This window comes from Mucilaginibacter sp. R-33 (genome assembly GCF_049949235.1).
Classification (GTDB): domain Bacteria; phylum Bacteroidota; class Bacteroidia; order Sphingobacteriales; family Sphingobacteriaceae; genus Mucilaginibacter.
The window spans coordinates 2,756,443-2,780,494 of sequence record NZ_CP188089.1 but is presented as its reverse complement, the minus strand read 5'-3'; the positions used below and the strand labels follow the sequence as shown (position 1 = coordinate 2,780,494).

Genomic DNA, 24,052 nt, shown 5'->3' with positions numbered 1-24,052 from the left:
CGGAAAACGGCTGATCAGAAATCCTGATCGGCCGTTTTGCATGTTAGGGATATGCCTTTCCCTGCATTTTATTGCGCCGCCCTTTTTTTGATTGATGTTATATATTCATTTATAATCAGCAATAAAACGGGCAGCAGCAGACCCGTCAGTAATGCAAAAAAATATACTAATAATGATTTGGAGATCATTGATTCCCGCGTGTGCCACGTTTCATTTATAATGAGCCTTGGCCAGGGGGCTTGCCCGCCTGAGCCATGTAACAGCCTGTAATACTGTTGTTGCTTACTTTCAATTATAGTGTTTATTTGGGCGATAGAATCATTCAATTGCAGCGATAAAAATGATGCTATTGATTTTGAATCTTTTGGTTGATCGACATCTTTTGGTTGCACACTATCTTGAGATTGCTTAATATCTTTTGGTTGATCAATGTATTTAAGTTGGTGGATATCTTTAATTTGATGAGCATTTCTGATTTTTTGTTCCTTTGCCGTTATGCTGTTAACAAGTGCTTCTTTTATTGAATTAAGTTCGAGTTTGAAAGCGTAAACGCTTGCATCAGCATTGTCCGAATCCTGCATTACCCGCTGTTTATTGAGTTGCGCTTTATTAAAATCCTGTATGAGTGCTTCGATACGGTAATCGCCAACCTGATGATTATCCGGTATGATAACAAAAACATCATTAGGTTTCAAGGCGTATGTTTTAACGGCAGTAAGTGCATTTAAGCCGGCTCTTTCTTTTTCAGTCAATGCAGTCTTCACCGTCACCAGTATCGGTACGGCTCTCGGCTTTGGCATTTGCCTTGGTTTTTTGATGTTGTTCAGTATGGCTTGCTGCTCGTGATATTTATCTGCCATTGCTTTATAGTAGGTTATACTATCGTTTAATTTAAGAAGCAATGCAGTATCAACTGCCGGTTTAGTGTTTGAACTGGGCTTGGCATATTGGGCATTGATAATTTCTACAAGCTTATTCAAAAAATCATGCCCCTTTTGAGCATTATTCGCGTTTATGCTCAATTCAAAATTGCTATCGCTCAAAATTTTCGCACGCATACTATTGCTAAATTGTTCAGTTAAATCGGCGGAGGAAGTGAGTTTTACAATCAGCGGTAGTTGTATGGGTTTAAAGGCAGGCCCTTTTATTATGGTATAGCGTAAAGATCCGTGTTTAATCGGGTGGTATAGAGGTACATCTGTGAGTACATTATTCTGATCAATCCTGCAAACGTTGCCATTAATTAAATTGATGGTGATCTCAACAGGAGAAGTATAGAAGTTGCTCTTTCCAGGTATAAGCTTGATGGGTAATGAATCCCCGTAAATCTCTTTTGTTGTAAAAATTCCCTTATGATAATAACTAACCTGGAGCCCTAACGCGTTGGCCGCTTTTTTTATTGTGGTTTCAGAACGCAACTCGTTAATTGCTGTCGTTAATAGTTCCCAATCGCCGGAAGCAGCCAACTCTATGCTCACTTTGTATTTAGGAGATGAAAAAAGTAAATAAACTGAAGCTGCTAAAACAACAACTGCTACCGAAGCGATAACGAAATATCTGTTGCGGAATAACAGGCCAGAAATATTCCTTCCCGCCCTTTTGATGCGAGCCTGGTTCATAGGATGCAATACTTGTGCTGATGTAAATTGCTGTAATTTAGTAATTTGCAATTTATCCAGAACGCTCGTTTTGTGATTGTTCTTCGCGCTGTGGTAATTTTAGTAACGCTTTACATGTTGTTATAGCTAACTCTACAATCGTATCTCAAAAATTGTGAAGCAATTTATACAACTCCCGGAACGCATTAACAGGTGATTTCATGACCTCAAGGATAAAAACCTGCCTGGTTGCAGCAGTTAAACACTTTGTTACAAACAAATTACCGGGTTTTTCAAAGAAAATTCATATCATAGCAGCCCCAAACTATTTGAGTTGTTTTTAAATGAAATTTAAGATCGTACTTGTATTTATTTTGTTTTCCGGATACGTACGGGCGCAAAATGTCAATATAATCCCGCAGCCCAAGTCTGTTGTTAATGGTACAGGGCAGTTTACTTTTAGTAATCACAGTACCGTTGGTGTAAATGATGCTTCGTTGTTGCCAATAGCCCGTTACTTCCAAAAACAGGTAAGCCTGTCGGCTGGTTTTATGCTTGCCGTTGATAATAAAGATGCAGGCAGTGTTATTCATTTGTTGTTAACCAACGGCGATCCCACCGCCGGGGCATATTCCTTAAAAATTGTTGCCAATGAAATTACCATTTCTTCGTCAAACCGTGATGGGGTGTTTTATGGGATGATCTCTTTGCTGCAAATGATCAAAGACCAGCCCCGGGGCGAAACCATCAGCTTAGCGTCTTTAACCATTACCGATACCCCGCGCTATCAATGGCGGGGTCTGATGCTCGACGAATCCCGCCATTTTTTCGGGATGGAAAAAGTTAAGCAGATCCTTGACTGGATGGCTTACTATAAGCTGAATAAATTTCACTGGCATTTAACCGATGCCCAGGGCTGGCGTTTGGAGATAAAAAAATATCCTAAGCTGACACTGATTGGCGGAATCGGTAATTACAGTGATTCAATTGCCGATCCTCAATATTATACCCAAACACAGATCAAAGAGATCATTGCTTATGCCGCGGAAAGGTTTATAACTGTGATCCCCGAAATTGATATGCCGGGCCATGCTACAGCGGCCAACAAAGCTTATCCGCAGTTTAGCGGCGGCAGTGTTGAAGGATACCCTAATTTTACCTTTAATCCTGCAATCGATAGCACTTACCAGTTTCTTGGTAACATCATTAAGGAAACCAGCACGCTTTTTCCTTCTAAAATGATCCATTTGGGTGGTGATGAAGTGGCTTTGGGTGTTAAAGCCTGGTCGCTTAACCCTTCAATAGCCGGGTTTATGCAGAAAAATAATTTTGCCGATGTAGGCGAGCTGGAGCGTTATTTCTTTAAGCGCGTAGCCGACACTGCCATAAACGCAGGTAATAAAGTATTGGCCTGGGATGAAGCTACCGGAACAAACCTGCCGGCTGATAAAACTATTATCTTTTGGTGGAGGCAAAATTTACCGGGCCAGCTGCATTTAGCCGTTCAAAAAGGCTACCAGGTAGTGCTTTGTCCGCGCCTGCCTATGTATTTTGATTTTGTGCAGGATGCTGATCATATCTCGGGCCGCAGGTGGAAAGGTGTGTATAATACCGTGGGTAGCGTTTATGGTTTCCCTGAAAGGCAGATGCAGAATAACGAAGACCTGCAGTCAAAACAGATCATTGGTGTACAGGCCAATGTCTGGACTGAAATGATCGGCTCTGAAAAGCGCCTTGATTTTATGCTGTTTCCGCGTATAGCCGGTTTGGCCGAAGCTGGATGGACAGCCCCTGAGCTTAAGGACGAAGAAGCTTTCAATAACCGTTTAAAAGCAAGTATCAAAATCTACGATGCAGCTAACATCTATTATTTTAATCCTTTTGATAAGTTTTTTCATGATGAGGCTATTGATTTTGGTCCGAAGATCAGGAAAATGGAGAGACCGGCAGATCAGAATATAGAAGATGAAGGATACCGCCCGAGGAGAAGACATGGAAAGTCTTCAAAAAGAACCTCTCATTCATCAAAACATTCTTCTTCATCAAAGCATTCTTCCTCTAAGAAGTCATCTTCAAAAAAGTCTTCTTCTTCAGGTAAAAGCAAAAAATCATCTCATAAAAAAAGGAAATAGCCCCCTGACAGGTTATTTCCTTTTTGAAGTTACTTCCGGATATTATTATCTGTACGAAGATAAGTGCGTAGTTTTAATACTGAGGACAAACGATTTGCCAACGCTTATCTTTACATTTTTATCCTTTAAAATCGCTTTAACAGCTTCATCGGCTTTAAGGAGTTCGTACAAATCGCGCGCCACTGCCGATCCGCTGATGTTGTTGGTGACCTTGCCGTTTTCGATATTGATATTAAAGGTATAACCGGATTTCCCCTTGCTGCCGGCCGCTTCAAAATCAGTTATATTTAACTTAAACTGCTGCTCGTCTTGCAGACTTCTTTTCAAGTGCAGGCGTATTACAGGCATGTACTTTTGCCACGTGCTTAAATAATTTCTTTCGTCCATAATAGTGTTTGTAAAAGCGAAAGCCCTCGTAAAGTATTTATACAAGGGCTTCGGTTATCGGGTTAAAGAGGTTGTTACACCTCCCGTCATTAATAGTTCTCAATAAATCAGCTTAATGTAACGGCCAATTTTTATAAGTTTCAAAGTTACCTAAATAAAACGGGTAAACAGGCAGCATGTTATAGTTTGTTTTAATACCCCATTAAATTATAAAGCGTTTTTTGGATAAATTGTAGTGGTAAATTAGGGGTATGGTTGCCGCTTTTAGGCCAGGGTTACTAACTGTCGGTTTATAAATACTGTAAATTGCATTGATCATTAAACTGCATTTACATGAATTCATTTGTTCGCCGAATTATCCTGTCAGCTTTTTTTTCGCTGTTTTGCTATCTGTGTAAAGCGAATCCTGTTTTTTACATGAACCAGGTAGGGTATGATGCCCGGGGAGCAAAAACTGTTGTTGTGCGTTGCGACACCAAACTTGTGCCGGGTATACTTTTCGCGTTACAAAACTCAAATGGTAATGCTGTATATATTGCTCCGTTAAATGGTCCGTTAAAGGTTGAGGAATGGGACAAGGACGGATATTTTTACCAGGCTGACTTTTCGGAATTCAAAGCGGAGGGAAAATACAGGGTTTACATTGGTACTAAAGATTTTCATTCCCAATCCGATTGGTTTCAGATCAAGGAAAACGCACTGGCAGTAACTACCATCCCATCGGTATTAAGCTACTATAACAAGCAGCGGGCTAACACACCAACGGAGCTGCAGGCCGACGCAGCCGTTCAGCTTTATGGCAGCGATAAAACAGTTGACCTGCGCGGCGGCTGGTGCGATGCGTCGGGCGATGTAAGCAAATACTTTTCGCATTTGGCTTATGCTAATTTTATGTCGCCCCAGCAAATACCGTTGGTAACCTGGTCAATGATCAATACAATGCAAACCGCGCCGGGTTTGTTAAATAAACTGGGGATTTATGATGGCATGATGAATGAAGCACTTTGGGGGGCCGACTACATGATGCGCGCCCTGTCAAAAGACGATTATTTTTACATGATCGTATTCAGCTATTTTAATAAAGATCCTAAAGCCAGGCGTGTTGTAGGGTTAAAAGCAAACAGCGTTACAACAGATGAGTACCAGGCTGCTTTTCGAGAAGGAGGTGGGATGGCTATTGCATCGTTGGCGCGAATCTCGCAACTGAAAAAAGACGGTGACTTTAAGTCGGCGGAATATCTTGCCGCTGCCAAACGGGCTTTCGCGCACTTGCTGGCAAACAATACCCAATATGATGACGACGGCAAGGAAAATATCATTGACGACTATTGTGCCCTGATGGCTGCTACCGAATTGTGGATTGCTACCGATAGTTCCCTTTATCGTGATGAAGCCCGAAAACGCGCGCTAAGTTTGAACAAGCGAATGAGCCCCGCGGGGTATTTTATTGCTGACGACGGCGACAGGCCTTTCTGGCACGCAGCAGATGCCGGCTTACCCGTTATTGCTTTATGCAGGTACCTGGATAAGGAGCAAGAAGCTGATGAGCGGTCCAATGCATTATCAACCATAAGAAAAGCACTGGATTATAACCTGGAGGTAACCGCTAATGTGGATAATCCGTTTGGCTATGCCCGCCAATCTTTTAAGTTTAGGGGTGCTGTAAAAGATGGCTTTTTTATCCCGCATGAAAATGAAACCGGCTGGTGGTGGCAAGGTGAAAATGCGCGCCTGGGCTCGCTGGCAGCGGCGGCATTAGTAGGCGGGCGGTTAGTATATCCCGAAAAAGGAGGCTGGGGCATAAAAAGAAAACTGGCAGAGTATGCATCGCACCAGATAGCCTGGATATTGGGTTGTAACCCTTATCAAATGTGCTTTATGTACCAGTATGGTAAAAACAATGTGCCTTATATGAGTTCAAATTTCGGCCATGGATCGGGCAAGGGTGGGATTTCTAACGGAATCACCGGTAAAAAGGAAAATCCCGACGGCAGCGGTATCGATTTTAAAATAAAAGACAACGGCAACGAATGGCGTTGGACAGAACAATGGTTACCTCATGCCGCCTGGTATTTGCAGGCCGTTACCGCTATGGCTGTGCAGCAATAATTCGGAGCTGTCATTTTTTATACCTCAAATTGTCATATTTACTACCCGGCGCCTTATCTTCATACTGCTAAGTTTGTATTGAAATTAAAACCTATGGATATGGCACAAACAAATATTGGGGGTAACTATGCCGTTGTTAACGGCCTGAAAATGTATTATGAAATTCACGGCGAGGGTTTCCCGCTGGTATTAATCCATGGCGGCGGTTCAGATATCGGCGTTACTTTTGGCAGGGTATTGTCGGGCTTTGCGAAAAATCACCAGGTAATAGGGGTTGATTTGCAGGCACACGGGCGTACGCCGGACAGGGGCGTACCTACCTCTTTTGAGCAGGATGCTGATGACGTAGCCGCTTTGCTCAAGCATTTGGATATAAAACAGGCCGATATTATGGGTTTTAGCAACGGAGGTAATACCGCCATGCAAATAGCCATCAGGCATCCGCAACTGGTTCATAAAATAGTGATCGCTTCTTCGTTTTATAAACGCAGTGGTTTTGATGACTGGTTTTGGGATTTTATGAAGAACGCGACCCTTGACAGTATGCCCAAACCTTTGCAGGACGCTTTCCTCGCCATAAACAATGACCAGGCCGCTTTAGAAGTAATGCATAAGCGTGACCTTCATAGGATGCAGGGTTTTCAGGATTGGAGTGATGATGCTATCCGTTCTATCACCATGCCTGCGTTAGTTATTGCCGGGGATAAGGACGTGATAAGGCCTGAGCATACGCTTGAGCTATACCGCATGCTTCCCGATGCGCAGCTTTGTATTTTGCCTGCAGGACACGGCGATTATATAGGTGAGATTGAGGATCTCCGCGGAGATAGAGATTACCCCGCTGTCGCTATTATTGAAGAATTTTTAACCAAGGCAAAAGCTTAAACTTTTGACCTGGTTTCTTTACGTACAACAGGGGCAACCCTGGTACCGTAAAGTTCAATTGCTTTTAAAATATCCTTGTGCTTGGTAAAGCCCGTAACTAACTGCGCTACGAAACGGGTATTACCAAAAAGCTCATATTGCTGCATGATCTTGTCGATGGCTTGTTGCGGATCGCCTACTACCAATGGCCCAAAATCGCGCAGGTACTCAAATTGTTCCCTTGTCATCGGCGACCAGCCCCTGTCTTTGCCAACGCGGGTCATGAGGGCTTCGTAGCTTGGATAAAACTCGTCGGCTGCTTGTTGTGAGGTTCCGGCAATATAAAATTGCGAACTGATGGCCAATTGGAGCTTGCTTACATCGTACCCGGCTTTGGCTGCCGACTCGCGATAAAGCTCAACAAAGGGTACAAAATGTTTTGGTGCGCTGCCCAAAATAGCGATGATCATAGGGAGGTTAAGCGTTCCTGCCCGTTTAGCTGAGGCAGGGGTGCCTCCAACGCCAATCCAAACCGGAATTTCCTGTTGCAGCGGACGAGGATATACGCCCTGGTTCCGGATTGGTGCCCGGAAATTACCCTGCCACGAAACAATTTCCTGCTTGTTGATCTGCAAAAACATTTCGAGCTTCTCGGTAAATAATGCATCGTAATCATCCAGGTCGAAACCAAAAAGCGGGAAAGATTCAATAAAGGAACCCCGACCGGCTATCATCTCCACGCGACCGCCAGATACCAGATCGGCAGTGGCGAAGTTTTGAAATGTGCGCACAGGGTCGGCCGAACTCAATACGGTAACCGAGCTTGACAGCCGGATGTTTTTGGTAATAGCCGCTGCTGCTGATATCAATATTTCGGGTGCCGAGATCACAAAATCGGGCCGATGGTGTTCGCCGAAGGCATATATATCTAAACCAACCTCATCGGCCAGCTTTACTTCTTCCAATAATTCCTGAACCCGCTTATGGGCGTTTACAGCGTTGCCGCTTTTCCCGTCGGGGTGGATCTCACCAAAGGTGCTAATACCTAATTCCATGTATCAATAATAAAGATCAGCTGCATTCAACTCTTTCTTTTCAAAACTTCCCGGAGCAGTAACATATACTTTAAGCGGCGCTACGCGGGGCCTGTACCTGCCGGTTGGCGGTGGCGGCGCGTTGTATATATACTTTACCTTTATTTGATGAAAACCTTTTGCCAGCGGCAACGCGTATTCAGCTTCTGTTAGCTGTACGCCATCAATAAACAGTTGACTGGCGGCATAATTTGCAAGGGTAAAGTTATAAGTACCATCGGCCAATATATTCACGTAACCGTCATAAACTACACCAAAATTCGGGTTGTCTTTTTTCAAAGCTTCAGCATCCAGTTTATTGCTGACAGCCGAATCTTGAGGTGCTGTATAACTAAGCTGATCGGGTGAGGTGAATGTATTTTTTGTCCACCTGTATTTGAGCCCCTGTTTATTAGTCGTGTAGGTTACCGGAGGTAGTGGCGCTTTATTGTACATTAAAGTGCGGGTAGCAATACTCCTGCGACCGGATGGCGTAATTACCCTTGTCCGCAATTCCCGTTTTTCGTTTTGCGGAATGGAGAAAGTGATCGGCCCGTCGTACTGCAGATCAGTATCCAGGGGATCGCGTCCGTTCAAAGTATAATAGATCCTGGCGCCGGGCACCACCGATTTTAGCGTGTAAACAAAATGAGGGCCTATAACCATGGTATCAATAGTAGTTAACGCGGTTGGCACACGGTAATTGTAGTTCATGGCATCAAGCCTTGCAAAATGTTTGGCCAGCCTTACTTCGGAAAAATTGGTATAGTCCTTGTTCTCCGGCTTACTCCAGGCTACTTCTGAAAGGGCGAATACCCTCGGCATAATCTGGTATTGAAGCTTGGCTACTGTAGGCACATACTCCGTCCAAAGGTTGCCCTGGGTGCCTATTACATATTTCCTTTCGTCGGGAGTAAGCTGCTTTGAAACAGGATCATAATTATAAGTTTCCTCTAAAGTAGCATAACGGCCAAATGATACCGGCTCCTGCGGCGAACTGCTTTGATAATGATCAAAGTAATTACCGGTGGTTTGCGGTGTCATAATCACGTTATGTTTTTGATGGGCAGCGTTAATGCCGCCTTCCTCGCCCTGCCAGCTCATCACGGTGGCGTTAGGGGCGAGGCCGCCTTCTAATATCTCATCCCAGCCTATAATGCTGCGGCCTTTGGAATTGATGAATTTTTCTATCCTTTGGATAAAATAGCTTTGCAGTTCTTTTTCATCTTTCAAGCCTTTTTCCTTCATCAAAGCCTGGCAAAATGCCGATTGTTTCCATGGTTCTTTACCTGCCTCATCACCGCCTATGTGAATGTATTTACTTGGGAATAAAGCCATCACTTCGGTAAGTACATCCTGTAAAAAGGTAAAAGTTTGCTCGGTAGGGCAGTATAGATTGTTAATATCGCGCGGGGCTTTCTGGCCAGCTACGGTATCGCATTTAAACTCGGGATAGGCACGTAAGGCAGCTTCTGAATGTGCAGGCATTTCAATTTCCGGGATGACATTGATGTACCTGTCTGCAGCGAATTTTACCACGTCCCTGATCTGTTCCTGCGTATAGAAGCCGCCGTAGCTAAGCGAATCTGGCCAGTCGCGGTTGCTGCCAAACATGGTTTGCTGACGGAATGCGCCCACCTGCGTAAGTTTGGGATATTTCTTGATCTCGATACGCCATCCCTGGCCATCAACCAAATGCCAGTGAAAGGTGTTGAGTTTGTAAGAGGCGATAAGCTCGATCACCTTTTTTACCTGCGGAATGGTGAAGAAATGACGCGATACGTCCAGCATCATTCCCCGGTATCCAAAACGAGGCGAATCTTCAATTATCGCGCAAGGCAATTTGTAAGCGGCAGCGTTTTCAACCGGGAAAAGTTGCAGTAAGGTTTGGATACCATAAAACAAGCCTGCATCCTTACCAACTATGATGATATTGCGAGGGGTAATGGTTAGTTTGTAACCTTCCTCTGGCAATTTATCGGCTCCCTTTGCAGTTAAGATTAGCCCCCTGCTTTTTGCGGCTTTAAGCTTTGAATTGTATTTAGCTACTTTAATATTCAGGTGCCGGGTATCCTGCAGATAGCTTTTCAACCATAAAACAGCTTTATCTTTCGGATTATCAGCCTTGATTGCTGTAAGCTGACTAAATGTAAACGTGCCGCTATTTTTGGTAATGGAAGCAGGGGCAGGGATAATGCCCAGATGCGGATCATCGGTGGTTACCTGGGCCGATACTTTGTTTGTTTGCCCTAAAAAGATAAAAAAGCTTGCGAGCGTGATGAGTTTTGTTAAATAGTGTGCTTTAAAATTCATACAGGCGTGGATAATGATGAAAGGATAAATTTAACCATTATCCTATGCTGGAATGGGGCTAAGGCTTATGTAACAAACAATTGACGTTTAATCGTAGCCTGCGTAATCCCATGCGCTTTGATAGCCGTTTAGCTGTTCCGCATAACTGATCATATCTCCATAAAAAGGAGCATACGCAAGCGTTGAACTATCGCCGATCATTACCAGTTTTTTGCGGGCGCGGGTCATGGCCACGTTCATGCGGCGGATATCGTTCAGGAAGCCTATCTCTCCGTTGGTATTGCTGCGTGTGAGGCTGATGTAAACCACGTCGCGTTCCTGCCCCTGGAAACTATCAATTGTGTTCACGGCAATTTTATCAGCATAAATCAGCAACTCCGGCGAATCCAGTAACAATTGGTTTAAAATCCTGATCTGCTCCTTGTATGGGGAAATAACTGCTATCGTTGGGAAGTTTTCTGTTGAATAAGATCCCGTGAGTTCGCTAACCAGTTTATGCAGGTGTTTGAACAGAAATGCGGCCTCTTCGGGATTTGCCGTGCTGGTGCCTTCCTGTTTCTCGTCGTAACCACAGCCTGCGGTATCAACGAAGCTTAGAGGCAAATCGCTCGGAAATAACAGCTGGTGGGCAACGGTGGAGTGTGCCTTTAACCTGTTGCCATAAAACTCTTTTGATGAAAAACCCATGATTGCTTCATTCATACGATACTGTTCTTCGAGCAATATCACTGCTCCGGGGTGCAGGGCAACACATTTCTCAAGCAGGGTAGTGCTAAGGCCATCCTTACCTGCCTGTTGAGATTTGATGGTAGGAGGGAGCTGCAAATGATCGCCGGCAAAGATCACTTTTTGCGCCTTCGATATCGGGATCCAGCAGGCGGGCTCAAGCGCCTGACCGGCTTCGTCGATAACCACCGTATGGAATTTTAAATTGCGGATGGTATAATGGTTAGCGCCTACAAGGGTTGCCGTAATTATCTGCGCTTTACCAATCAGGTCCTCCGTAATAAATTGTTCAGTTTTATCCACTTCTTTAATGAGCTGGTGGGCTGCATCAAAAAGCGCTTTGCGCTGATCGCGTTCGGCTTTGCCAAAATTACGCTTGTATTTGTGCGCCATGTTCTTGTACTCTGAAGCCTGCTTTTTAAGCTTTTTAATCTCCTTCATATCGCTATGGGCATTTATCCTGCTATCTAAAGTTAAAGCCATTAACTTTTCAGAGACCCTTGTCGGATTGCCAATGCGGAGTACATTTAAACCTTCATTACTTAACTTTTCGCTTAGCAAATCAACCGCTGTATTACTTGGCGCTACAACGAGGATCTGTTGTTTGTTTTGTTTTATCAGCGCTTTGATAGCCTGTACAAGCGTGGTTGTTTTACCGGTGCCAGGAGGGCCGTGAACTATGGCAAGTTCCTGTGCCTCAATTATTTTTTGAACAGCTTGTTGTTGTGAAGCGTTTAAACCATTAAGCGGGTGATGAATTGTTTCGGGGATAAAAGCCGGCGTACTTTGCCCGGTTAACACCCGGGTGAGGTGGCCTTCTTTATGATCATCAACAAGCCTGGCAGATAGTTTAAGCGCCTTCTGCATCTCGTCATAGCTATTGTCATCAAACAGCAGGTCGATGCCAAGCTTGCCGCTCCTGGTCCAGTCGGGCAGCTCGTCGGTGTTCAAAGTTAATTTTAATCGGTTGCCGCCCTGGTATGATACTGTGCCGTTTACACGATCGGTTTTAGGATCATGGTTGGAGAACAATGCAGCCGAAGCGCCGAACCTGAACTGGTGACTAAGGTCCTGGTGAGAAGGCCGTTCCACCTCAACCGTAAGGTAATCGCCGCGGCCTATTTCCGTGCCTTTTATGGCTATGGGGTACCATGTAAGCCCTGCTGCCCGGCGTTCGGCAGTTGAAGATGTTTCAGTTAGTTTGAGGTAAGCCTGGCGGTCTTCGTCCTGCTCAGTTTGTAGTAAACTGAGCAGTTTTTTAAAATAGTCCATTTTGCAAAGGTAAAGCTTAGGCCCGGCTTTTGTGTAATCACATAAAACACAAAAGGGAGCTTGAATTTTCCCTTTTCATTTCCTGATTAACAATTTATTGCTGCCAGTTAGGTGCCGGTTTTGCTTCAAGAGCAATTGTATTCCTTGAAAGCTCTTCATTTATCTTACCCAAAAAATGCCTTGTTAATGGTTTTGAAATAAAGCTTTTAACAAAGGGGTACGCCTTGGCCCGTTTCTGATCGGCAGGGTCAACAGAGTTTGAAATAATATAAACCGACACAGGTTTTACTAATGAGCTGTAAATGTTATTGAATAACTTTAAAAATTCCCACCCATCCATTACCGGCATATCGAGGTCAAGAAAAATAATGTTGGGTATTTCTGCATGTTTATCCCGGTTGTTATATAATGCTTTGTAAACAGGTTCCGGATCCATATAAAAGCTTGCATTTAACCAATTATCTTTCAATATGATTTTAACCGTTTCATGAAAAATAATGTCATCATCAATGATAGCGACCGAACGGTGCCGATCGTCTTTAATAAGATTGAGGATATCTTTTTTGATTTCGATAAGTAACGGAGACAAAAGTTCGGTACCGCATTCAATGCAATTCAAGGTACGTGATAACGCAACCTCAAGTGGCACTTGTATCGATAAGCAGGTGGCATCGTTATATATGGAGTTTGCGCAGTCTTTATTAAAGCAATAACAGGTGATTTTTTCGGTGCTGGCCATAGTGTAAAGGTTTTGTTTAGTAGTTCATTTTAAATTGCCTCAACATTGATGCCCCTTGTTGGTTTGTAGTTAAATATTTACAAAGCAGCTTCTATTTTGTTAGGATTGTTAAGGCTTATAAAATTCAATTCCCTAATGCTGAGTTGATTATAATTATGGACTAAAATAGTTGCATTTTTACATTTTTATAACTGCAGCTGTTATGCGAATTAATTTAAATATAAAAAAGATTAACTATAAATACAAATGTGTTTTTTATAGCCCAAGTGTATGTTTAAACTGACAATCCGTTTCTTTTTGAGGCCGCCATCGGCAGTAAAATATTAACTTTAAGTGCCAGTGAACAAGTTGTTTTAAACGATGATTAAATTCTGAATTTAGACGGAATAAGTAAAAAAACCACAGCGACTTTTTTTTGTTATATTGAAACACTAAACTATTAACATGAGCCGATTAACCAGCTTTTTATTATTCCTGTTTGCTTTAGTGATGGCACAATCATGCCAAAGTAACCGGCATGCCAATAATTATAACAAGGCCCTGGTTGATGATAACGGTTTATTGTTTATTAAAAGTGGGGAAGAATCAACCCTCGCCTCTGTAAAAGCATCTGGTTTGGCAATCGCGAATTCAAAAAATCAACGCGTTATTCAGTTTGCCAAGCTCATGATTGATGATCATACTATGCTGGCAGATGATTTCAAAAAACTAAGGACCGATAATTTTATTGCTGATTCGGTTGTTATTAGCCCTATGCATCAGCAAATTATTAATGATTTGGATACAAAACGTGCCGGCGCGTTTGACAAGGCCTATATCCAATTGGTTATAAACGATCATACTGAACAAATAGCGTTATACAAAACAGCAGGAAAAGACCGAAAAAATACAAGCCTTGCCGATTTTGCAAATAAAATGTTACCTGGTTTACAGGCTCATTTAGATACTGCAAAGCTGATTAGCAGTACATTAAAATAACTTTAATTGCTGCTCAACAGGTGGTTTGGCTTTGCCAAAAACGGTACGGCCCCCATATTTCCATGAGTCGTTACGTTCCTTTTCAATAACTTTATCAAAGTTGGCATTGGGTGTGAAATCTTTTTCAGCCCTTTCGGCTATTTGGGAAAGGCGTTTGATAGCTTCATTTTTATCGCTGTTGCCCATTTTTGCCTTTTGAATAGCCGTTTGCAGGGTACTTAAGGTTTCGTCATAAACTTTGGTAGGCACCGGGAATGGGGCGCCATCTTTGCCGCCATGGGCAAAGGAAAACCTCGCCGGGTCTTTAAACCGGGATGGTGTGCCATGGATCACTTCACTTACCAGGGCCAGCGACTGTAAGGTGCGGGGCCCTAAGCCTTGCAGCAATAGCAGGTCTTCAAAATCTTTGGGTTGTTTTTCATGAGCCAGCCAAAGTACGGCACCAAGGCGTTTCAGGTCGACATCTTTGGCATGTACTTCATGATGGCTGGGCATCACCAGTTTACTAATCTCGTTGATCATGATGCCCGGGTTTTCGGCGGCAATCTGCATAACCCCATTGCGCGAACCATCCGCTTCCTTATCTGTCATGTTAAGGATATAGCCGCTGTTCTTACCATAGATGAAAGTATGCGGGTCATTAACAAATGAGCTTAACTGTTCGGAATGCCAATGGTATCTGCGGGCTGTACGGCTTACATCGCTCATGCCTTGCTGAACCACGGCCCATTTGCCGGTATCGCTTAAAATAAAATTATGCGTGTAAAGCTGGAAGCCATCTTGTATGGCGGTATTATCAACTTTGGCGCTCAGCTTGCTGCATTTTACCAGGTAATTTGCATCAAGCCCGGTGGTTTGGCCAACCTTAACCAGTTCGGCAGGTGTTTGAGTAGAGTGTTTACCTTTACCGCCACAAATATAAATGCCCAATTCGCGGCTATGCGGGTTGATGGATTTTTTCAAAGCGCCCATTACAGAAGTGGTTATGCCTGATGAATGCCAGTCCATCCCCATAACAGCCCCTAAACTCTGAAACCAAAAAGGATCACTTAGCCGGCGAAGCACTTCATCTTTGCCATAATCCATTACAATGGTTTCCACCACTGCAAGGCCAAGCTTAGCCATTCGCTCAGCAAGCCATTGTGGTACATAGCCATAATGTAAAGGTAAGTCAGCACTGCCCGATCGCTTCATGCTAACAAAGTTAGTAAAAACTCACCGTTGATTTTTGTGATTTCGCTGAGTACGTTGATTTTTTCTGAAATTTGGATTAAAAATTAAAAGAAACGTCATTGCGAGGGACGAAGCAATCCCCAATTTGCAGATCCGTCCTGCATAGTTCGCGATTGCTTCGTACCTCGCAATGACGTACTATATACGATCAGCGTAATCAAAACTTTATCAACGGTCAATCTTCCTCCGTTTCGCCAATATACAGTTCATCTATATCGGCGGCATATTTCTTTTCGATGACCTTACGTTTGGCTTTCATAGTAGGAGTGATCTCGCCCTCATCCATGCTGAAAGGGTTACGTTTTATCTTGAATGATTTGATGCGTTCGAACTTGGCCAGCTCATTGCTGTATTTCCTGATGTCGGCGCCTATCCAGTCAACTATTTCTTTATCATCGATGAACACTTCAGGACGTTCAAAGAAATCATTTTGGAGGTTAAAAGTTTCCTGCAGGGTCTCGCGTGCAGGCACAATAATGGCAGCAATATATTCACGTTTATCGCCCACTAAAAATACCTGTTCAATTTTAGGGCTTTTGAGGTAGGTATTCTCTACCGGAGTAGGGTAGATATTTTTACCATAGGCGTTCACCAGCATATTTTTGAGACGATCAGTAATCTGAAGGTTGCCGCGGAAAAACCTGCCGATATCGCCGGTATGGAACCAGCCATGCGAATCAATAACAGTGGCGGTTTCTTCGGGCTTGTTCCAGTAGCCTTTCATTACGCAATGCCCGCGAACAATGATCTCTCCTTCTTCGGTAAGGGTATCTTCTTTAAAGTTATCGTGTGTTTGGACGCTGTAAATGTGTTTGGTATCCACATTCTGGATGGCCACCTCAATACCGGGAATAATACGACCAACGGTGCCATAAATTACCCTGTGACGTTCTGTAACCGCCATTACGGGTGATGTTTCGGTTAAGCCAAAGCCCTCCAAAATTACAATGCCCAGGTCGCCAAAAAATTCACCGATGTTTTTAGGCAGTGCGCCACCTCCTGATACCATGAATTTCAGCCGTCCGCCGGTTTTTTCCTTGATCTTGCCGAATACCAGCTTTTCGGCAATTCCGTGCTGCGCCTTTAAAATAACATTAGGCGATTTACCGGCTTCCTGCACCAGGCGTACTTTTTTACCGATCTCAAATGCCCAAAGAAATATTTTTGTTTTAAGGCCACCTGCCGATGTGCCGCTTTTGATGGCTTTGTCGTGGATGCGTTCCAGTAATCGGGGTACGCAGCAAAGTATAGTAGGTTTAACCTCGCCCATGTTTTTGGCCAGCAGCTCCAAACTTTGGGCGAAAGCTATTTGTGATCCCCGGTAAATAGCTATATGGTAAATGGTGCGCTCAAATACATGCGATAGCGGCAGGAATGATAAAAACCTGTCGGTTTTTTCAACAAACGGAATCTGGATTAAACTATTGATAGCGTTTTGCGTGAGGTTATGGTGAGTTAACACAACCCCCTTAGGCACACCTGTTGTTCCCGAAGTATAAATGAGGCATGAAGTATCAGTTGCTAAGATAGCTTCACGGGCGGCATTAATGGCGTGGCGATATTGCTCCAGCAATTTGCTGCCTTCGGTAATTACCTGGTCAAAGCCAATTACGCCGGCATTTAAGCTTACCTTATCGCTGAATTTTTCAAAATCATCAAATGCCGGGATCAGGCGGATCAGCTCCGGGCAGTTGTTGGCCACTTTTAAAACCTTCCTGAACAGGAATGGGTTGCCGCAAATGATGGTACGAGCACCCGAATCGTTCAGGATATATTCGATCTCATTTTCGGTAAGGGTAGGGTATATGGAGGTATTAACCGCGCCAATCTGTTGCAGGGCCTGATCGTAATAAACGTAGTTCGGGCCGTTTTCGATGATTAGGGACAGTCTGTCGCCTTTTCTTATACCAATATGCAGGAACCAGGCCGAAATCGCGTCTATTTTTTCTAAGGCTTCACCGTAGCTGATCTCTACCCAGGTATCTTTAATTTTATGAAGCAGGAAAGTATGATCTAAAGGATGGATTTTGGCAACGGTATTGCGAATGAAACTTGGAACAGTTGAAAGCTCGGTATTTTTATTCATTTATATAATCGGATATTGGAAACAAATCTAAATCTATTTTTATAAAAACAAGCATTGACACAGGTATTTGACAGACGGGGTGCGTTTTACTTTGTGATGATGCGCATTTAAGCAAACAGTTATTAACTTGTACAAAAAACATATACTATGAAGATAATTATTATTGGTGCTTCGGGCACTATTGGCAAAAAAGTTACCGAAGCATTGCAAGGCAAAAACGAGATTATTACTGCAGGTTCAAAAAGTGGTGATTTTCAATTGGATATTACTTCACCCGAATCGATAGAAGCATTTTACAAGCAGGTTGGCCCTTTTGATGCACTTGTTAGTACTACCGGTTCCGGGCATTTTGGCCCGTTGACCAGCACGACGCCTGCTGGTTTTAAAAAAGGTATTGAAAGTAAACTGCTGGGGCAGGTAAATCTTGTACTGATAGGCCAGCATTATATTAATCCCAAAGGTTCATTTACGCTTACCTCAGGTATCCTATCGGAAGATCCGGTTGTAAACGGCGTGAATTTGGGCACCATTAACGGTGGACTAAATTCCTTTATAATAGGTGCAGCCATTGAATTGCAAAATGGTGTGCGGATCAACGCGGTGAGTCCCGGTGTTGTTGAAGATTCGCCCGGTTATTTTGAATACTTCCCCGGCCATGAACCCGTTGCTATGGATAAGGTAGCCAACGCTTACATTAAAAGCGTACTTGGGGCCATTACAGGACAGGTGATCAAGGTGTTTTGATAAAAACAAACTACATGTCATTGCGAGGAACGAAGCAATCGCACGGAAGTATAGCCACCCTGTATAGCATGCGATTGCCACGCTGCGCTCGCAATGACATTTTTTTCTTTTTCAAACTTTCCCTATCTTCACTGCATAATTACTATTTCCACATATAAAACAAGGGTTGCCTAAGGGCCCAGCCTGTTGATACAGGTTTGGTGACACGCTGCATTCGCGGCAGTGTTTTGTATTGTTTCAAAATTTCCAATCAATTTTATTTAACCGGTAATGAAAATTACTCAAGTATTCACTTTGGGCATATGCTGCATTTTAATATGCGCTGCCCGGGAAGCAAAATCATATATCTATATGGATACTATAACCAATAAACAAAAAGTACTATCATTTTATAAGCAAATAGTGGGACAGCGTAAAACAGAACTAATCCCCGAATTTATAGCTGAAGACTATAAGCAGCACAACCCAACCGTTAAACAGGGGAGGGCAGGCATAACGGATATGATCAATTATATGAAAACGCTGCCGCCGCCTCCCGAAGATGCAAAATCACCAATTGTAAGGGCAATACAGGAAGGTGACTTTGTTGTAACCCACCTCGATGTTCAGTTTATGGGAAAACACATGGCTGTGATCGACCTGTTTAAGTTAAAAGATGGTATGCTGACCGAGCATTGGGATGCTATACAAGCCTTGCCTGATGAAAACGGGAGAACGATTACTGCAACCAATGGGGCAACCGAAATTGATCATCGTGCTTCAGCGGAAAACAGCAGGCTTATTGTTGATCAATTTTACAAAGCTATCGTACATAAACAACCGGCTAATCAGTTTATCGATGCCGCTTATGTTGAGCATGATGCTTCTGTAATCGCGTCAAGCGTGGGATTGGCAGACTATCTTTCGGGGCCTGATCGATCTGTTAAAATTCATAGGCTCATTGCTGAAGGGGATTTCGTGGCAGCCCAATTACAGTTTAACAGGAGCGGCAAAACGTTTGTGTTTTATGAGATATTCAGGGTGGCTAAGGGTAAAATTGCAGAACACTGGAGTGTGGAACAGGTTGTACCCGATGGCATTAAACCGGAGGATATGTTTTGATGATGGTTCAGCTGAAAGCTGAAGCCATATTTAACCACGGGCTGGATGCCAGCGACAAATGGTAAAACAAAAAGAGGCGCTCATCGCGCCTCTTTTCAATTATTTTAAGGTTGAATTTATACCGAAAAACTTTCGCCGCAACCGCAGGTACGGCTGGCGTTAGGGTTGTGGAAATTGAAGCCTTTGCCGTTAAGCCCGTCTGAAAAATCAAGCTCGGTACCGGCAAGATACAGGAACGATTTCATGTCAAGCGCCATACGTACGCCCTGGTCTTCAAAAAACTGATCGCCTTTTTTCTCTTCGTTATCAAAATCAAGATTGTATGATAAGCCAGAGCAACCACCGCCCTGAACAGATACACGCAGAAAGTACGAGGCATCAAGCCCTGCATCCTGCATTAGGTGTTCTATTTTGCTTTTTGCTTTATCAGTTACAGTTACCATTTTTTAAAAGAGTCAAGATTGTTAGATTCAAGAGCCAAGATTTTTCACTCGTCTCTTGCGTACCATGCTATGAATATTTAAGATACAAATAAGGGAAAGTCTTGTTTTCTTGCCTCCTGCATCTTAAAGTCTTTTTAGTGATGTACTTTTTCGCTTTCAATTGGCTCCAAGCCGTTTTTTACGCGGAAATCATTGATTGCTGCTTTGATAGCATCCTCTGCCAATACTGAGCAGTGAATTTTTACCGGTGGAAGGGCAAGCTCTTCAACGATATCCATGTTGTCGATTTTCATAGCATCATCAATGCTTTTGCCTTTAAGCCACTCAGTAGCTAATGATGAAGAAGCGATTGCTGAACCGCAACCGAAAGTTTTAAATTTTGCATCGGTGATAACATTGTTATCATCAACCTGGATTTGCAGGCGCATTACGTCGCCGCACTCCGGTGCACCAACTAAACCGGTACCTACTTTGTGGCTGCTTTTATCCAAAGTGCCCACATTGCGGGGGTTAGTGTAGTGATCGATTACTTTATCTGAATATGCCATTTTTTTAAAGTTCTAAGTCGTTAGTTATAAGTTCTGAGTCTTTATAAAACTCTTATATGTCAATTCGTAAATGGTAAATCCGAAATCGAAAATCCCAAATCCGAAATTAAATTAATGTTCTGCCCACTCAATTGAGTTAAGGTCGATACCTTCTTTAAACATTTCCCATAGCGGTGAAAGGTCGCGCAGGTGGGTAACCGCTTTTTTGGTTACTTCAATTGCGTAATCAACTTCTTCTTCGGTAGTGAAACGACCTAAGCCAAAACGGATAGAAGAGTGTGCCAGGTCATCAGACAGGCCTAAGCTTTTCAATACGTATGATGGCTCCAATGAAGCAGAAGTACAAGCCGAACCTGATGATACAGCCAGATCTTTCATGGCCATCATCAAGCCTTCACCTTCAACATATTTAAATGAAATGTTAGCAACATGTGGTAAGCGGTGTTCAACATTGCCGTTTACATAGCTTTCTTCCAATACGGTTAAAGCCGACTGCAGTTTATCGCGCAAAGCTGACAGGCGTTTTGCTTCGCTTTCCATTTCCTGGCCGCAAAGCTCGCAGGCTTTACCTAAGCCAACAATACCCGGTACGTTAAGGGTACCTGAACGCATACCGCGCTCGTGACCGCCACCGTCCATTTGGGCTGTAACTTTAACCCTTGGTCCTTTACGGCGTACATATAATGCACCAACACCTTTAGGGCCGTATATTTTGTGTGCTGATAAAGCCAAAAGATCAATACCATCAGCATTAACGTCAACAGGGATCTTACCAACAGCCTGTACGGCATCGGTCATAAATAATGCACCGTGTTTGTGGGCAATAGCCGAAATTTCTTTAATTGGCTGAATAACACCAATTTCATTGTTGCCATACATAATCGATACCAGGATGGTTTCAGGCGTCATTGCCGCTTCTAAAACTGCAAGATCAACCAAACCATCTTCTTTAACTGGCAAATAAGTTACTTTGCCGCCCAGTTTTTCAACGTGTTTGCAGGCATCAAGTACAGCTTTATGCTCTGTAACAGTAGTTATGATGTGGTTACCTTTATCTTTGTACATTTCAAACACCCCTTTAATAGCAAGGTTATCTGATTCTGTAGCACCAGAGGTAAAGATGATCTCTTTTTCAGATGCGCCTATCAATTTGGCTACCTGTTCGCGTGCGTAATCAACCGCCTCCTCTGCAACCCAGCCAAACGCATGGTTACGGCTTGCTGCATTACCAAATTTTTCGTTAAAATATGGTAACATAGCCTCCAGTACCCTTGGGTCCATCGGTGTAGTTGCATTGTTATCTAAATAAATTGGGATATTCATAGTCCTTTTGAAATATATTAACAAAACAAAGATACACAAGTTTTTATTGAAATTCAGCTAAAATCCTTCGCAAATAACCAAAGCTGACCAATAATTTACAATATTTGGACATGAACAAAGTGGAGCACATTGGCATTGCAGTTAACAGTGTTAAGTTAGCAGGGGAAATCTACTCCAAATTGCTGAATGCACCTGTATATAAAACCGAAACTGTAGAGAGCGAACATGTGGTTACCGCCTTTCTGCAAAGCGGGCCGAACAAAATTGAACTGCTCGAGGCCCTTAATGATGATAGCACTATAGCCAAGTTTATAGCGAAAAAAGGCGAGGGGATTCATCATATAGCTTTTGAGGTAGATGATATTGAAGCTGAAATGAAACGCCTTGAAAATGAGGGTTTTGTTTTGTTAAATGATAAGCCTAAACAGGGGGCTGACAATAAACTGGTTTGCTTTGTGCATCCAAAGAGCGCTAATGGGGTGCTGATAGAGTTATGCCAGGATATGGGTGTCTGAACTCGAGTTTGTTGAACTTTAAGAATTTTTCGAATTTGTCCGGCATTCTGCCCATTCCTGAATTTAATAAAATTCGGGTTCAGACAAAAGGATAGGGATTGTTTAATTGTCCAATATCCAGCTTTATAAATATAGTTCTTTACCTGGCTATGAACCATGAACTATTAACTATGAACAATAATAAACTATTTTTAATTTGCTTTTCCAGTTTTCACTTTTATTATTACATTTGCACCTCTTTTAAGTAAAGTACAGAAGGTAAGTTTATATAATATAATGAAAAAAGATCTGCATCCATCAAACTATAGGTTAGTTGTATTTAAAGATATGTCAAACGACTACTCTTTTATCACTAAATCTTGCATCGATACCCGCGAAACCGTTAAATGGGAAGATGGTAACGAATATCCATTGGTTAAATTAGAGATTTCTCACACTTCGCACCCGTTCTACACCGGTAAAATGAAACTGGTTGATACTGCAGGTCGTATTGACAAATTCCGCTCACGTTACAACAAAAAGTAATTTTTGTTTAATTAATATTTACAAGTCCCGGCTTTGCAGTCGGGACTTTTTTTATTTTTGCGCCATGGCAATTATCCTTTTTGACGATAACGCACACCATACGCTGTTACCGCTTACCTATACCCGGCCGGTTGCCGATCTTCGTATCGGGATGCTTACTATTGCCGAAAAATGGGCCAGGCATTTAAAAAGCGCTTATTCTTTTCAAACGCTTGATTACTTAAAGATTAAGTTCCCGGTAAATATTGAGGCTGATAACGTTTTTATCAATGGCGCTGTATGTCCGGATGAAAACCTGGTTGAAGCAATTGATAAACTGCAAACCGGGCAGGCGCTTAAATACAACGACCAGCTAATAGCCGTTAAACTTAATGCCGGGAATGCGGAAAGCTTTGACGCTAATGCTGATTTTGGCGGTGTGGTAAACTATTCTAACCTTTTTGTATCGATCAAATACCCTGAAGATATTTTCAGGAAGAACGACATTGAGCTTCGTAAAGATTTTCAACTGCTTACTAAAGGACGAACAAGCGCGGCTATCAGTTTAACCAACGTTATTATAGGCGACGATTTTTTTGCAGAAGAAGGTGCTGTTGCTGAATGTTCGACATTTAACACAACTAACGGACCGATTTACCTTTCGGCTAATACCGAAATTTGGGAAGGTACCCATATCCGCGGGCCATTTGCTATTTGCGAACATTCGCAGGTGAAAATGGGGACTAAGATTTATGGTGCTACCACCGTTGGGCCGTATTGCCGGGTTGGGGGCGAAATAAATAATTCGGTAATTTGGGGATATTCGTCAAAAGGTCACGAAGGCTACCTTGGCAACTCGGTTTTAGGCGAATGGTGTAATATCGGCGCTGATACAAACAATTCAAACCTGAAAAATAACTACGCCGAAGTAAAACTTTGGGATTACAGTACACAACGTTTCCGTAAAACGGGCCTCCAATTCTGCGGCCTCATTATGGCCGATCATGCAAAAAGCGGGATCAATACCATGTTTAATACCGGTACGGTAGTGGGGGTAGGGGCCAACGTTTTTGGAGCAGGTTTTCCACGTAACTTTGTGCCCGACTTTTCATGGGGAGGCGCGCAGGGCTTCGAAGTTTATTTGATCAATAAAATGTTTGAAACCGCTCAGAAAGTATTCGACCGCCGCGATCACCGTGATTTTGATGAAACCGAACAGAATTTATTAACAGCCATATTTGAACAGACGGAGAAGTATAGGCAGTTTTGATTTTGGTGAGTGGTTGATTAGGTGAGTGGGTTAATATCACCATTTAATTGAACTTTATGAACTACTCACCTAATCAACCCAATCAACCATTCAC

20 protein-coding genes are annotated in these 24,052 nt (G+C 43.0%); 9 read left to right on the top strand and 11 right to left on the bottom strand.

The annotated features are described in order from the left end of the window. Positions 1-68: 68 nt before the first annotated feature. Positions 69-1,619, bottom strand: a complete 1,551-nt coding sequence (locus ACP26M_RS11665) for a hypothetical protein (RefSeq protein ID WP_426589014.1) — start codon at positions 1,617-1,619, stop codon at positions 69-71. 323 nt (positions 1,620-1,942) lie between these two features. On the opposite strand from ACP26M_RS11665, the gene ACP26M_RS11660 reads away from it, so the two are divergent. Next, on the top strand, positions 1,943-3,730 hold the full coding sequence (locus ACP26M_RS11660) for a beta-N-acetylhexosaminidase (RefSeq protein WP_426589012.1): 1,788 nt from the start codon (positions 1,943-1,945) through the stop codon (positions 3,728-3,730). Positions 3,731-3,775: 45 nt separating this feature from the next. On the opposite strand, the gene ACP26M_RS11655 is transcribed toward ACP26M_RS11660, so the two are convergent. Further along, positions 3,776-4,117 carry a hypothetical protein gene (locus ACP26M_RS11655; protein WP_176624006.1) on the bottom strand — a complete coding sequence of 114 codons (342 nt, stop codon included), beginning with the start codon at positions 4,115-4,117 and terminating at the stop codon, positions 3,776-3,778. A 333-nt stretch (positions 4,118-4,450) separates the two neighbouring features. Between ACP26M_RS11655 and ACP26M_RS11650 the strand changes: the two genes are divergently transcribed. Both ACP26M_RS11650 and ACP26M_RS11645 read left to right on the top strand, forming a co-directional pair. Continuing rightward, complete coding sequence (locus tag ACP26M_RS11650) at positions 4,451-6,226, top strand: glycoside hydrolase family 9 protein (RefSeq protein WP_426589010.1); 1,776 nt, start codon at positions 4,451-4,453, stop codon at positions 6,224-6,226. A gap of 99 nt (positions 6,227-6,325) precedes the next feature. Beyond that, the gene (locus ACP26M_RS11645) at positions 6,326-7,111 is read left to right on the top strand and encodes an alpha/beta fold hydrolase (protein WP_426589008.1); all 786 of its coding nucleotides are present in this window, start codon (positions 6,326-6,328) and stop codon (positions 7,109-7,111) included. Here ACP26M_RS11645 and ACP26M_RS11640 read toward each other — a convergent pair. The 4 genes from ACP26M_RS11640 to ACP26M_RS11625 all read right to left on the bottom strand — a co-directional run bounded on the left by ACP26M_RS11640 (position 7,108) and on the right by ACP26M_RS11625 (position 13,213). Next, on the bottom strand, positions 7,108-8,145 hold the full coding sequence (locus ACP26M_RS11640) for an LLM class flavin-dependent oxidoreductase (RefSeq protein ID WP_426589006.1): 1,038 nt from the start codon (positions 8,143-8,145) through the stop codon (positions 7,108-7,110). The two genes, ACP26M_RS11645 and ACP26M_RS11640, sit on opposite strands and share 4 nt — an antisense overlap. Positions 8,146-8,148: 3 nt before the next feature. Continuing rightward, complete coding sequence (locus ACP26M_RS11635; RefSeq protein WP_426589004.1) at positions 8,149-10,476, bottom strand: family 20 glycosylhydrolase; 2,328 nt, start codon at positions 10,474-10,476, stop codon at positions 8,149-8,151. Positions 10,477-10,563: 87 nt separating this feature from the next. Then, on the bottom strand, positions 10,564-12,474 hold the full coding sequence (locus ACP26M_RS11630) for an AAA domain-containing protein (protein ID WP_426589002.1): 1,911 nt from the start codon (positions 12,472-12,474) through the stop codon (positions 10,564-10,566). Between the two features lie 94 nt (positions 12,475-12,568). After that, on the bottom strand, positions 12,569-13,213 hold the full coding sequence (locus ACP26M_RS11625) for a response regulator (RefSeq protein ID WP_090524795.1): 645 nt from the start codon (positions 13,211-13,213) through the stop codon (positions 12,569-12,571). A gap of 444 nt (positions 13,214-13,657) precedes the next feature. Between ACP26M_RS11625 and ACP26M_RS11620 the strand changes: the two genes are divergently transcribed. Beyond that, positions 13,658-14,191: a DUF4142 domain-containing protein gene (locus ACP26M_RS11620; protein WP_426589000.1), complete on the top strand. Its 534-nt coding sequence runs from the start codon at positions 13,658-13,660 to the stop codon at positions 14,189-14,191. Here ACP26M_RS11620 and ACP26M_RS11615 read toward each other — a convergent pair. Both ACP26M_RS11615 and ACP26M_RS11610 read right to left on the bottom strand, forming a co-directional pair. Beyond that, positions 14,183-15,385 carry a DUF763 domain-containing protein gene (locus tag ACP26M_RS11615; protein ID WP_426588998.1) on the bottom strand — a complete coding sequence of 401 codons (1,203 nt, stop codon included), beginning with the start codon at positions 15,383-15,385 and terminating at the stop codon, positions 14,183-14,185. The two genes, ACP26M_RS11620 and ACP26M_RS11615, sit on opposite strands and share 9 nt — an antisense overlap. 214 nt (positions 15,386-15,599) lie before the next feature. Next, a complete protein-coding gene (locus ACP26M_RS11610; RefSeq protein ID WP_426588996.1) occupies positions 15,600-17,510 on the bottom strand; it encodes an AMP-dependent synthetase/ligase in 1,911 nt (636 codons plus the stop codon). Between the two features lie 147 nt (positions 17,511-17,657). On the opposite strand from ACP26M_RS11610, the gene ACP26M_RS11605 reads away from it, so the two are divergent. Further along, positions 17,658-18,254, top strand: coding sequence for a short chain dehydrogenase (locus ACP26M_RS11605; RefSeq protein ID WP_426588994.1), 597 nt, complete (start codon positions 17,658-17,660; stop codon positions 18,252-18,254). A 270-nt stretch (positions 18,255-18,524) separates the two neighbouring features. Continuing rightward, positions 18,525-19,355, top strand: a complete 831-nt coding sequence (locus ACP26M_RS11600) for a nuclear transport factor 2 family protein (protein WP_426588992.1) — start codon at positions 18,525-18,527, stop codon at positions 19,353-19,355. A gap of 116 nt (positions 19,356-19,471) precedes the next feature. Here ACP26M_RS11600 and ACP26M_RS11595 read toward each other — a convergent pair whose 3' ends face one another. The 3 genes from ACP26M_RS11595 to ACP26M_RS11585 form a co-directional block, all read right to left on the bottom strand. Next, complete coding sequence (locus ACP26M_RS11595) at positions 19,472-19,798, bottom strand: HesB/IscA family protein (protein ID WP_090526181.1); 327 nt, start codon at positions 19,796-19,798, stop codon at positions 19,472-19,474. 134 nt (positions 19,799-19,932) lie between these two features. Continuing rightward, positions 19,933-20,346, bottom strand: a complete 414-nt coding sequence (gene iscU, locus ACP26M_RS11590) for a Fe-S cluster assembly scaffold IscU (protein ID WP_426588990.1) — start codon at positions 20,344-20,346, stop codon at positions 19,933-19,935. A gap of 111 nt (positions 20,347-20,457) precedes the next feature. Continuing rightward, the gene (locus ACP26M_RS11585) at positions 20,458-21,669 is read right to left on the bottom strand and encodes an IscS subfamily cysteine desulfurase (protein WP_112655203.1); all 1,212 of its coding nucleotides are present in this window, start codon (positions 21,667-21,669) and stop codon (positions 20,458-20,460) included. A gap of 110 nt (positions 21,670-21,779) precedes the next feature. Here ACP26M_RS11585 and mce point away from each other — a divergent pair, with 110 nt between their 5' ends. The 3 genes from mce to ACP26M_RS11570 all read left to right on the top strand — a co-directional run bounded on the left by mce (position 21,780) and on the right by ACP26M_RS11570 (position 23,958). Then, positions 21,780-22,184 carry a methylmalonyl-CoA epimerase gene (mce, locus tag ACP26M_RS11580; protein WP_426588987.1) on the top strand — a complete coding sequence of 135 codons (405 nt, stop codon included), beginning with the start codon at positions 21,780-21,782 and terminating at the stop codon, positions 22,182-22,184. 276 nt (positions 22,185-22,460) lie between these two features. Further along, positions 22,461-22,709, top strand: coding sequence for a type B 50S ribosomal protein L31 (locus tag ACP26M_RS11575; protein ID WP_090524811.1), 249 nt, complete (start codon positions 22,461-22,463; stop codon positions 22,707-22,709). 64 nt (positions 22,710-22,773) lie between these two features. Then, positions 22,774-23,958, top strand: a complete 1,185-nt coding sequence (locus ACP26M_RS11570) for a GlmU family protein (RefSeq protein ID WP_426588985.1) — start codon at positions 22,774-22,776, stop codon at positions 23,956-23,958. The last annotated feature ends 94 nt before the right edge of the window (positions 23,959-24,052 follow it).

What these genes read in the sequence shown, in the direction of transcription:
- ACP26M_RS11595 (WP_090526181.1), bottom strand. Translation starts at nt 19,798, where the DNA reads ATGGTAACTGTAACTGATAAAGCAAAAAGCAAAATAGAACACCTAATG.
- ACP26M_RS11610 (WP_426588996.1), bottom strand. Translation starts at nt 17,510, where the DNA reads ATGAATAAAAATACCGAGCTTTCAACTGTTCCAAGTTTCATTCGCAAT.
- iscU (WP_426588990.1), bottom strand. Translation starts at nt 20,346, where the DNA reads ATGGCATATTCAGATAAAGTAATCGATCACTACACTAACCCCCGCAAT.
- ACP26M_RS11655 (WP_176624006.1), bottom strand. Translation starts at nt 4,117, where the DNA reads ATGGACGAAAGAAATTATTTAAGCACGTGGCAAAAGTACATGCCTGTA.
- ACP26M_RS11645 (WP_426589008.1), top strand. Translation starts at nt 6,326, where the DNA reads ATGGCACAAACAAATATTGGGGGTAACTATGCCGTTGTTAACGGCCTG.
- ACP26M_RS11605 (WP_426588994.1), top strand. Translation starts at nt 17,658, where the DNA reads ATGAAGATAATTATTATTGGTGCTTCGGGCACTATTGGCAAAAAAGTT.
- mce (WP_426588987.1), top strand. Translation starts at nt 21,780, where the DNA reads ATGAACAAAGTGGAGCACATTGGCATTGCAGTTAACAGTGTTAAGTTA.
- ACP26M_RS11585 (WP_112655203.1), bottom strand. Translation starts at nt 21,669, where the DNA reads ATGAATATCCCAATTTATTTAGATAACAATGCAACTACACCGATGGAC.
- ACP26M_RS11625 (WP_090524795.1), bottom strand. Translation starts at nt 13,213, where the DNA reads ATGGCCAGCACCGAAAAAATCACCTGTTATTGCTTTAATAAAGACTGC.
- ACP26M_RS11650 (WP_426589010.1), top strand. Translation starts at nt 4,451, where the DNA reads ATGAATTCATTTGTTCGCCGAATTATCCTGTCAGCTTTTTTTTCGCTG.
- ACP26M_RS11640 (WP_426589006.1), bottom strand. Translation starts at nt 8,145, where the DNA reads ATGGAATTAGGTATTAGCACCTTTGGTGAGATCCACCCCGACGGGAAA.
- ACP26M_RS11660 (WP_426589012.1), top strand. Translation starts at nt 1,943, where the DNA reads ATGAAATTTAAGATCGTACTTGTATTTATTTTGTTTTCCGGATACGTA.
- ACP26M_RS11570 (WP_426588985.1), top strand. Translation starts at nt 22,774, where the DNA reads ATGGCAATTATCCTTTTTGACGATAACGCACACCATACGCTGTTACCG.
- ACP26M_RS11600 (WP_426588992.1), top strand. Translation starts at nt 18,525, where the DNA reads ATGAAAATTACTCAAGTATTCACTTTGGGCATATGCTGCATTTTAATA.
- ACP26M_RS11630 (WP_426589002.1), bottom strand. Translation starts at nt 12,474, where the DNA reads ATGGACTATTTTAAAAAACTGCTCAGTTTACTACAAACTGAGCAGGAC.
- ACP26M_RS11615 (WP_426588998.1), bottom strand. Translation starts at nt 15,385, where the DNA reads ATGAAGCGATCGGGCAGTGCTGACTTACCTTTACATTATGGCTATGTA.
- ACP26M_RS11635 (WP_426589004.1), bottom strand. Translation starts at nt 10,476, where the DNA reads ATGAATTTTAAAGCACACTATTTAACAAAACTCATCACGCTCGCAAGC.
- ACP26M_RS11575 (WP_090524811.1), top strand. Translation starts at nt 22,461, where the DNA reads ATGAAAAAAGATCTGCATCCATCAAACTATAGGTTAGTTGTATTTAAA.
- ACP26M_RS11665 (WP_426589014.1), bottom strand. Translation starts at nt 1,619, where the DNA reads ATGAACCAGGCTCGCATCAAAAGGGCGGGAAGGAATATTTCTGGCCTG.
- ACP26M_RS11620 (WP_426589000.1), top strand. Translation starts at nt 13,658, where the DNA reads ATGAGCCGATTAACCAGCTTTTTATTATTCCTGTTTGCTTTAGTGATG.